The 8,736-nt window shown below is 58.2% G+C and carries 10 protein-coding genes; 4 read left to right on the top strand and 6 right to left on the bottom strand.

The annotated features are described in order from the left end of the window. From B3Q33_RS03165 to B3Q33_RS03155, 3 genes are all read left to right on the top strand, one after another. The coding region (locus B3Q33_RS03165) for a copper resistance protein B (protein WP_286826883.1) at positions 1-698 on the top strand (698 nt) is incomplete at its 5' end. Positions 699-827: 129 nt separating this feature from the next. Beyond that, positions 828-2,180 (top strand): APC family permease, encoded by a 1,353-nt coding sequence (locus tag B3Q33_RS03160; RefSeq protein ID WP_273008947.1) that lies wholly within the window; start codon positions 828-830, stop codon positions 2,178-2,180. A 30-nt stretch (positions 2,181-2,210) separates the two neighbouring features. Then, a complete protein-coding gene (locus tag B3Q33_RS03155) occupies positions 2,211-4,520 on the top strand; it encodes a heavy metal translocating P-type ATPase (RefSeq protein ID WP_007151136.1) in 2,310 nt (769 codons plus the stop codon). A gap of 414 nt (positions 4,521-4,934) precedes the next feature. Here the strand turns inward: B3Q33_RS03155 and B3Q33_RS03150 are convergent, their stop codons facing one another. From B3Q33_RS03150 to merT, 6 genes are all read right to left on the bottom strand, one after another. Continuing rightward, complete coding sequence (locus B3Q33_RS03150; protein WP_082810895.1) at positions 4,935-5,144, bottom strand: hypothetical protein; 210 nt, start codon at positions 5,142-5,144, stop codon at positions 4,935-4,937. Between the two features lie 5 nt (positions 5,145-5,149). After that, entirely contained in the window at positions 5,150-6,799 is a 1,650-nt protein-coding gene (merA, locus tag B3Q33_RS03145) for a mercury(II) reductase (RefSeq protein ID WP_082051506.1), read from the bottom strand. Next, a complete protein-coding gene (locus B3Q33_RS03140) occupies positions 6,792-7,028 on the bottom strand; it encodes a mercury resistance system transport protein MerF (RefSeq protein ID WP_062817350.1) in 237 nt (78 codons plus the stop codon). Before B3Q33_RS03140 ends, merA begins: the two co-directional genes overlap by 8 nt. A 73-nt stretch (positions 7,029-7,101) precedes the next feature. Next, positions 7,102-7,359 (bottom strand): mercury resistance system transport protein MerF, encoded by a 258-nt coding sequence (gene merF, locus B3Q33_RS03135; RefSeq protein WP_033988342.1) that lies wholly within the window; start codon positions 7,357-7,359, stop codon positions 7,102-7,104. A 2-nt stretch (positions 7,360-7,361) separates the two neighbouring features. Beyond that, positions 7,362-7,658 (bottom strand): mercury resistance system periplasmic binding protein MerP, encoded by a 297-nt coding sequence (gene merP, locus B3Q33_RS03130; protein ID WP_022519794.1) that lies wholly within the window; start codon positions 7,656-7,658, stop codon positions 7,362-7,364. Positions 7,659-7,671: 13 nt separating this feature from the next. Beyond that, entirely contained in the window at positions 7,672-8,022 is a 351-nt protein-coding gene (merT, locus tag B3Q33_RS03125; protein WP_027965778.1) for a mercuric ion transporter MerT, read from the bottom strand. 73 nt (positions 8,023-8,095) lie between these two features. Here merT and merR point away from each other — a divergent pair, with 73 nt between their 5' ends. Continuing rightward, positions 8,096-8,542: an Hg(II)-responsive transcriptional regulator gene (gene merR, locus B3Q33_RS03120; protein WP_006911920.1), complete on the top strand. Its 447-nt coding sequence runs from the start codon at positions 8,096-8,098 to the stop codon at positions 8,540-8,542. The last annotated feature ends 194 nt before the right edge of the window (positions 8,543-8,736 follow it).

Genomic DNA, 8,736 nt, shown 5'->3' with positions numbered 1-8,736 from the left:
TCTCAACGGCGGTGACAGCTCAGGAAATGATCTCCGACACCACCGCTCGTAAACAGCCGCTCACAACCTGGGGTGTTCAATTCGAGGAGTTTGAATACCGCTACAGCGACGATGACGAGGAACTGGGCGTCTGGAATGCGGATGCTTTCTATGGCACCGACGAGTTCAAAGTCCGGTTGCTCACAACCGGGGAGTACGAGATAGAGGAGCAGGCCTACGAAACACTGGAAAACCAACTGGTCGGCCAGATCCCTATCTCCAAGTTCTTTGACGCCAAAGCGGGTGTGCGTTTCGATACGCCCGAGGGGGCGGACCGTACATATGCCGTTCTCGGTGTAGCCGGGCTGGCTCCCCAATGGTTTGAGATCGATGCAAACCTGTATGTCAGTAAGGATGGCGATACGTCAGCCGAACTGGATGCAGAGTACGAGCTGCTTCTCACCAACTACTGGATTCTGGCGGCAACGCTGGATGCCACGGTTGCGTTTAGCGAGGACCGGGAAATTGGCGTTGGTAAAGGACTGGTTTCTATCGAAACCGGACTCAGGTTGAGCTATGATCTGATCGACCGTGCGTTCTCGCCTTATGTGGGCGTGGTGCATGAGCGCAAATACGGCGATAGTGCCGACTTTGCCGAAGCGGACGGCGGCAGTACAGCAGATTGGTTTGCTGTGATTGGCGCGCGCATCGCATTCTGATCAGGTACTTAGGGGCTAAAGATATTTCTTTGGCCCGTTTTTCTCGACATTGATGCAAGTGAGATCTACCCAAGCCAGCATTGGCTATTTGTTGAGTATCAAACGCCGTTCAAAACAACAGGAGGTTGTATGAGCAGCACGCACGATAGAACCACGCGCTATCAGGAAGGCAGTCTTACACTTCCGGGAACTGTTATGCTGGGCACCGGTGTCATGATTGGCGCCGGTATCTTTGCCCTTACCGGGCAGATGGCGCAGATGACTGGCGTTCTTTTCCCGTTGGCGTTTCTGGCCGCGGCGGTAATCGTAAGCTTCAGTGCCTATTCCTACATCAAAATTTCCAATGCCTACCCGTCAGCCGGGGGCATAGGCATGTACCTGCACAAAGCCTATGGCAATCGGTTACCGACGGCTTTCAATGCTTTGCTGATGTATTTCTCGATGGTGATTGCCCAGAGCTTTCTTGCGCGAACCTTCGGTTCTTACACCATGCAACTGTTCGATGGCGATGAAAGTGGCCGCATGGTGCCCATTCTTGGCGTCTCACTAATTCTGGCCGCGTTTCTGATCAATCTGTTGGGCAACCGAATGATTCAGGGCGTGGCTTCCTTTATAGGTATCCTGAAGATCGGAGGCATTCTGGTTTTCGGGCTGGTGGGTATCTGGATTGCCGACAGTGTTTCTGTTGATTTCTCTAGCCCCGGTGAGGCTGGAACCTTTGGCAATTTCCTGGGGGCAACGGCCCTTGGCATTCTGGCCTTCAAAGGTTTTACCACCATCACCAACAGCGGCTCGGAAGTCATAGACCCCAAGAGAAACGTGGGGCGAGCGATTATTATTTCCATCGCAGCCTGCGTGGTGATCTACACCCTGGTCGGTTTCGCCGTTGCCAGTAACCTGTCCCTGGCGGAAATCATCAAAACGCAGGACTACTCTCTGGCGGCCGCTGCGCGTCCCGCATTGGGCGACTACGGCGTCTGGTTTACCGTCGCCATTGCGATGATGGCCACCGCCGGTGGCATTCTGGCCAGTATTTTCGCCGTCTCACGCATGTTGGCCATGCTGACTGAAATGAAGCTGGTCCCCCACAGTCATTTCGGCATGCCCGGTAGCATCCAGAAGCACACGCTGGTTTATACCGTGGTGCTTGGGCTTATCCTCACGGCCTTCTTCGACCTGTCCCGAATTGCAGCGCTGGGCATCATTTTTTACCTGATCATGGACATTGCTATCCATTGGGGCGTTCTGCGCTATTTACGGGAGGATGTGAAGGCCAATGTGTGGGTGCCCACGGTGGCAATTGTTCTGGATTTGCTCGCTCTTGGTGGCTTCGTTTGGGTCAAACTGAATACTGACCTGTTTGTTATTGGCGTGGCGGTTGTCACCATGATTGTTATCGCAGTGGCCGAGCAACTGTTCCTGAAAAAGGCCACAGAAGCCGAAGAAGCGGGACACAAAGAATCTCATGCTCATCATCACTAATCACCAGAACTCGATAGGGAGGGATCGGCCATGACGGCTGAGCACACGGTCAAAGATCCTGTTTGCGGCATGTCGGTGAATCCACACTCGGCGGAACATCGCAGCGAGCATGGCGGGAAAACCTGGTATTTCTGTTCTTCGGGGTGCAAATCGAAGTTTGACGGCGACCCGGGACACTACCTCAGTGGAGAACAGAAACAGGACGAACCCGTGGCTCCGGGCACCATGTACACCTGCCCGATGCATCCGGAAATTCGCCAGCAGGGCCCCGGAGATTGCCCTATCTGTGGTATGGCCCTGGAGCCCGAGCAGGTAAGTCTGGATGACGGGCCCTCGGCAGAGCTCAAAGACATGACCCGTCGATTTTGGATTGGCCTGGTGCTGGCCCTGCCGGTATTGGTGCTGGAAATGGGCGGACATCTCACCGGCCTTGACCAGATCGTTGCCCCACAAATGTCCAACTGGATTCAACTGGTGTTGGCGACGCCAGTAGTGGCCTGGTGTGGCTGGCCTTTCTTTGTCAGAGGCTGGAAGTCCGTCGTCAGCCGCAATCTGAACATGTTCACGCTCATTGCCATTGGTACTGGCGTGGCGCTGATCTACAGCCTGGTGGCGACACTGGCGCCCCAGATTTTCCCCGACGCCTTTCGGCAGGAAGACGGTTCTGTCGCCGTCTACTTCGAGGCGGCTGCGGTCATCGTGGTGCTGGTTCTGTTAGGCCAGGTGCTTGAACTGCGGGCCCGGGAGAAAACCTCGGGCGCGATCAAGGCGCTGCTGGATCTGGCACCGGCGACGGCCCGAAAGCTGGATGACCAGGGCGACGAGTCCGATGTGTCGCTGGATCAGGTCAAGGTGGGTGATCGCCTGCGAGTGCGCCCGGGGGACAAGGTGCCGCTGGACGGTGAGTTACTTGAAGGCAGCTCCAACGTGGATGAGTCCATGGTGACCGGTGAGCCTCTTGCAGTCAGCAAAAAGTCTGGCGACCAAGTGATTGGCGGCAGTATTAACCAACAGGGCAGCTTTATCATGCGGGCCGACAAGGTTGGCCGGGACACCATGCTTTCCCAAATCGTGCAGATGGTGGCCAGCGCCCAACGCAGCCGCGCACCGATCCAGGGGCTTGCCGATAAGGTGGCGAGCTGGTTTGTGCCCACCGTGATCCTAATTGCCATTGTTGCCTTTATAGCCTGGTCATTCCTTGGGCCGACACCGCCCATGGCGTTCGGGCTGATTGCGGCGGTCAGTGTTCTGATCATTGCCTGCCCTTGCGCACTGGGTCTGGCAACGCCGATGTCGATCATGGTAGGTGTTGGCCGCGGCGCCCAAAGTGGTGTGCTGATCCGCGATGCGGAAGCCCTTGAACGCATGGAAAAGGTAGATACGGTGGTAGTGGATAAGACCGGCACGTTGACAGAGGGGCAGCCACAAATCACCCGAATTGTTACAGCGAATGGGTACGATGACGATGCTTTGATGCGTTTTGCGGGCGGACTCGAGAAAGGCAGTGAGCATCCACTGGCCCACGCCATTCTGGACAAAGCCAAGGGCATGGAGCTGAAGCTGCCGGATGCGGAAGACTTCGATTCTCCCAACGGTAAAGGGGTAACAGGAAAAATCGACGGCAAGCGGGTGCTGCTTGGTAATCGTCTTCTCATGGAGTCGGAGAATGTCGACACCACTAGATTTGACAGCGATGCCGACGAGCATCGCAAAGATGGTGCTACCGTGATTTTTGCCGCCGTCGATGGAAAAATCGCTGGGCTGTTGGCCATCTCCGATCCCATCAAGAGAACGACCCACGCGGCTATTGTCGCGCTGCAAAAAGACGGCATTCGAGTGGTCATGCTGACTGGCGATAACTACACCTCGGCCGAGGCGGTTGCTCGCAAATTGCATATCGATGAAGTGGAAGCGGAGGTACTGCCGGAAGATAAGGGCAAGATCGTCCAGCGTCTGAAAGATGAAGGGGGTGTTGTCGTGATGGCGGGTGATGGCGTTAACGACGCGCCTGCATTGGCAACGGCGGACGTGGGGGTGGCCATGGGCACCGGCACAGATGTGGCCATCGAAAGCGCGGGCATTACGCTGCTGCGCGGCGACTTGATGGGTATTGTAGAAGCGCGCCGTCTGTCGCTGGCGACCATGCGCAATATCCGACAGAACCTGTTCTTTGCTTTTGTGTACAACTCCGCGGGCGTTCCGATTGCGGCGGGGGTTTTGTACCCGTTCTTCGGGATACTGCTTTCACCGATCTTCGCGGCTGCTGCAATGTCGCTGTCGTCTTTCAGCGTGATTGTGAATGCATTGCGCCTGCGAGTTATCAAGCTTGGCCCTAAGTAATAATCGCTGGTGCCGTACACTATTGATCGAACCATAGAAGATGCTGATTTTGAGGCGGTTGACAAACGAGCGCGTCAGTCTCTCACGGATAACTGCTTCGGGGTGCTGATCGAAATCGACGTCAAAACCACGATGAAGGAGAAGCTGGGCACGGAAATACCTGCCTACCGGATCTTTGGGCATGCAATCCTAGGCCATCGGCGTGGAGCCTCGAGTAGGGGCTATTTTGCCATAGCTGGCGCCTTAAGCGACTTCATCCGTGATCTGTTGACCGTGATCAAGTTCCACGGGGTTTGCTCAGCCCGTTCAACTTTAATCGGGTATCCGGATTATCTGGTTGGTATGCGAGAGAGAAAGGTGGCCGACAAACTCAACCCACAACGGATTAGCTGGTTGATGGCTCGCTCAGTACGCTCACTTGCTAGAGAGCAGATACTTCACCAAACAGGCGATGCCCAGGACCAGCAGCAATAGTAGGGCAATTCCGATCACTGGCATTATCCAGCCCATCGCCCCCATCATCCCGCAATCGGGTAGTGTCGTGTTCATCGTGACAGAGCTCCCTGTGGTGTCCATGCCCAAAACCCGTGGTGCCGCCGCCAGTGGCACCACGGTCGCGCTCATATCGTTCACCCGGCACAGCAGGACAACTGCGTCACATCCTTGGTGAAAGTCTGGGCACAGAGCTTGAGCCCTTCCACCATGGTCAGGTAGGGAAATAGCTCATTGGCGATGTCGTGTACGGTCATGCGTGCGCGTAGCGCCATCACCGCCGTCTGGATCAGCTCACCGGCTTCCCCCGCCACCGCCTGCACCCCCAGCAACCGGCCCGAGTCGCGTTCGGCCACCAGCTTGATGAAACCACCGGTGTCGAAATTCACCAGCGCACGCGGCACGTTTTCCAGGTCCAGCTCGCGGGTATCGACGCTGAAGCCTTGCTCGATGGCCTCGGCTTCCGTCAGGCCGACGGTGGCCACCTGGGGGTCGGTGAAGATCACCGCCGGCATGGCGCTCAGGTCCAGGGTGGCTTCGCCCCCGGTCATGTTGACGGCAGCCCGGCTGCCCCCGGCGGCGGCGACATAGACGAACTCCGGCTGATCGGTGCAGTCACCGGCGGCATAGAGCCCCGGCACCGTGGTGTGCAGATGCTCATCGACCAGAATCGCCCCACGTGCGGTTTCCACGCCGAGGCTCGCCAGGTTCAGGGCCTCGGTATTGGGTGTCCGTCCGGTGGCCACCAGCAGTTGATCCGCCCGCAAGGTGCCGGCGTTGGTGTCGACAATGAATTCATTGTCGGTGTAGTCCACGCGGCTCGCCTGGGTCTGCTTGAGGACCTCGATGCTCTCGCGGCGAAACGCCGCCTCCACCGCATCCCCTACCGCCGGGTCTTCCTGGGAGAGCAGGCGGCTGCGGGCCAGCACCGTGACCCGGCTGCCCAGCCGGGCGAAGGCCTGGGCCAGTTCCAGGGCCACCACCGAGGCGCCGATCACAATCAGCCGCTCGGGAAGGGTGTCCAGGGCCAGCGCACTGGTAGAGGTCAGGTAGGGGGTGTCGGCAAGACCCGGGATCGGCGGTACTGCCGGTCGGGCGCCAGTACCGATTAAGGCGCGGTCGAAGTGGACGACCTGCTCGCCGCCCTCGTTCAGCTTGACCATCAGGCTATGGGCATCGATAAACCGGGCCTCGCCGTGCAGGACCGTGATGGCCGGGTGGTCGCGCAGAATCCCCTCGTACTTGGCGTCACGCAGTTCCTCGACACGTCGCTGCTGCTGCTCGAGCAGCTTGGCCCGATCCACCACCGGCGCCTGGGCGCTCAGGCCTGCATCGAAGGGACTTTCCGTACGCAAGTGGGCAATATGGGCCGCGCGAATCATGATCTTCGAAGGCACACAGCCTGTATTGACACAGGTACCGCCGACGGTGCCGCGTTCGATCAGGGTGATCCGGGCGCCGCGCTCGGCGGCTTTCAGGGCCGCCGCCATGGCGGCGCCGCCGCTGCCGATCACCGCGATGTGCGGGGCGTCTTCATCACGGCCCTTGGACACCGATGCGCCTGCCGGGGAAGTGGGCCCACTGTTGGCCAGTCGAGCTTGGTAGCCAAGTCGGGTCACGGCAAACGTCAACGCCGAGGCCGGTGTCTCCGGATCAACGGCTACCGATGCCGTCCCCTGAGGATAGGATACCTCCACCGACTGCACGCCGGGCAGCTTCTCCAGGGCTTCCCTGACATGATCCGCACAGCGGTCACAGGTCATGCCACTCACGTTGAGTTCAATCATCACGTTTCTCCGAGTCTTCATTAGTAAAGCCGGCATCCTGCTTCCGCTTGTGGTATCGCGCGTAGAGAGGTAAGCCGATGGCCAGGGCGGCAAACAGCAGGTAATCGAGATAGCCTGCCAACGCGGCCAGGCCCGCCGTACCGAATAGCACCAGGGCGATTGGCGCGCAACACAGCACCATCAACCCGGTGCCAAGCACGACGCTTAAAAATTTCTGCGAATCTTTCACGCTTATTCCTTCACCGTGGCGGGCAAGCTCGTAAACAACTCACCCGATGACCGCGATGTGCAGCTGCTTGATGTCACTCAGGGGGCGTATTCCTTGATTTGATAGAGCCGTTGTCACAACAGGCGTCGAACTGCTTCTTACGCCAAATCGCATAAATGGTCAGGCCGATGAAGAAGGCCAGGGCCGGCAATAACACAACGTCGAGATAGCCCGTCAGCCCCGCCAGGCCCACCGTGCCAAGCAGGATCACCAGGATCGGCGTAAAGCAGCACAATGCCACCAGGACGGTGCCGATCACGCTCACGCGCAGCAGGGGCTTGGGATTCTTCATGATCACTCTCGATCCGCTTGCGAGGATGTCGGGGTTGATGGATACCCAGCGTTGATGGTGGCCTCGGTCAATGCCTCCACCGACGTTCGGGCGTCGTCAAAGGTGACCACGGCCTCGAGATCCGCGTAGCTCACGTCGACTTGCGAGACGCCGTCCACCTTGTTGAGGGCGGCCTTGACGGTGATCGGGCAGGCGGCACAGGTCATGCCCGGCACCGACAGCGTCACGGTCTGCAGGGCCGCTAAGGCGGGCGTGCTGAGCAGGGCGAGTAGCGCGATGAAGGCGAAACGAGCTTTCATGGTAGATCTCCTTTTAATAGAACAGGGGCAAGATGTAGGGGAATACCAGGGCGATTAGCACCAGCAGCGATACGAGCCAGAAGATCGCCTTGTAGCCCGTCCTGACCCGTGGCACGGCACACACCTCTCCCGGCTGGCACTTTTCCACTGGCCGAAAGACGCGACGCCAGGCGAAGAACATCGCCACCAGCGCGACGCCGATAAAGAGCGGGCGATAGGGCTCCAACGCCGCCAGATTGCTGATCCAGGCGCCGGAAACGCCCAGCGTGATCAGCACCAGCGGGCCGAGGCAACACGCCGAGGCCAGGAGGGCCGCGACTCCTCCGGCGGCCAGGGGCCCTCGCCCCGTTTTAGATGTCCGCATTGACGATTCTCCTTTCGGGATGGGGGGAGCTACGATAAGGTTACTTCCGTAGCTTGGTACGGAGTCAAGCATCATGAAGAGACATGCAGATAAAGTGGCGGACACCATGACCATTGGCGGCCTGGCCAAGGCGGCCGGCGTCAATGTCGAGACAATCCGCTATTACCAGCGACGAGGGCTATTATCGGAGCCCGAACGCCCTCCCGGAGGTATTCGACGCTATAGTGCCGCCGATATCGACAGGTTGACGTTCGTGAAAACGGCGCAGCAGCTGGGCTTTAGTCTGGATGAGATCAGTGACCTACTTCGGCTGGAAGATGGCGCCCACTGTCAAGAAGCCAGTGCTCTCGCAGAGCACAAGTTAGGGGACGTTCGCGAGAAGATCGACAGGCTTGAAAGAATTGAGAAGGTGCTGAGCGAAATGGTCGACAGATGCCATGCACAACAAGGCAATATCACTTGCCCGCTAATTGCGTCATTGCATGAAGGGCTCAGAGAAGCAGAAGACCCAAGGGAGTAACTCACCTTCAGTTCGTTGAAAACAACGCGGTCAAAGAGTCGCGATCATCTATGGACCATGTCGACAAGGAAAGTTTGCATGACTAGCTTGCCTGACAACATCCTTCACCTTCCCGAGTACCACGTCCTAGGCACCAAGATGGAAGAGCATGATCTCCACTACCAGGTCGAAGGGTAATCACCCCATTTTTAGCA

Source organism: Alcanivorax sp. UBA3183, assembly GCF_002364155.1.
GTDB lineage: Bacteria > Pseudomonadota > Gammaproteobacteria > Pseudomonadales > Alcanivoracaceae > Alcanivorax > Alcanivorax jadensis.
The sequence above is the reverse complement of the archived record's forward strand: the minus strand, read 5'-3'. Positions and strand labels throughout refer to the sequence as shown.

Coding starts and splice junctions, on each gene's coding strand:
- B3Q33_RS03160 (WP_273008947.1), top strand. CDS start 828: ATGAGCAGCACGCACGATAGAACCACGCGCTATCAGGAAGGCAGTCTT.
- B3Q33_RS03155 (WP_007151136.1), top strand. CDS start 2,211: ATGACGGCTGAGCACACGGTCAAAGATCCTGTTTGCGGCATGTCGGTG.
- B3Q33_RS03150 (WP_082810895.1), bottom strand. CDS start 5,144: ATGAGCGCGACCGTGGTGCCACTGGCGGCGGCACCACGGGTTTTGGGC.
- merA (WP_082051506.1), bottom strand. CDS start 6,799: ATGATTGAACTCAACGTGAGTGGCATGACCTGTGACCGCTGTGCGGAT.
- merF (WP_033988342.1), bottom strand. CDS start 7,359: ATGAAGAATCCCAAGCCCCTGCTGCGCGTGAGCGTGATCGGCACCGTC.
- merP (WP_022519794.1), bottom strand. CDS start 7,658: ATGAAAGCTCGTTTCGCCTTCATCGCGCTACTCGCCCTGCTCAGCACG.
- merT (WP_027965778.1), bottom strand. CDS start 8,022: ATGCGGACATCTAAAACGGGGCGAGGGCCCCTGGCCGCCGGAGGAGTC.
- merR (WP_006911920.1), top strand. CDS start 8,096: ATGAAGAGACATGCAGATAAAGTGGCGGACACCATGACCATTGGCGGC.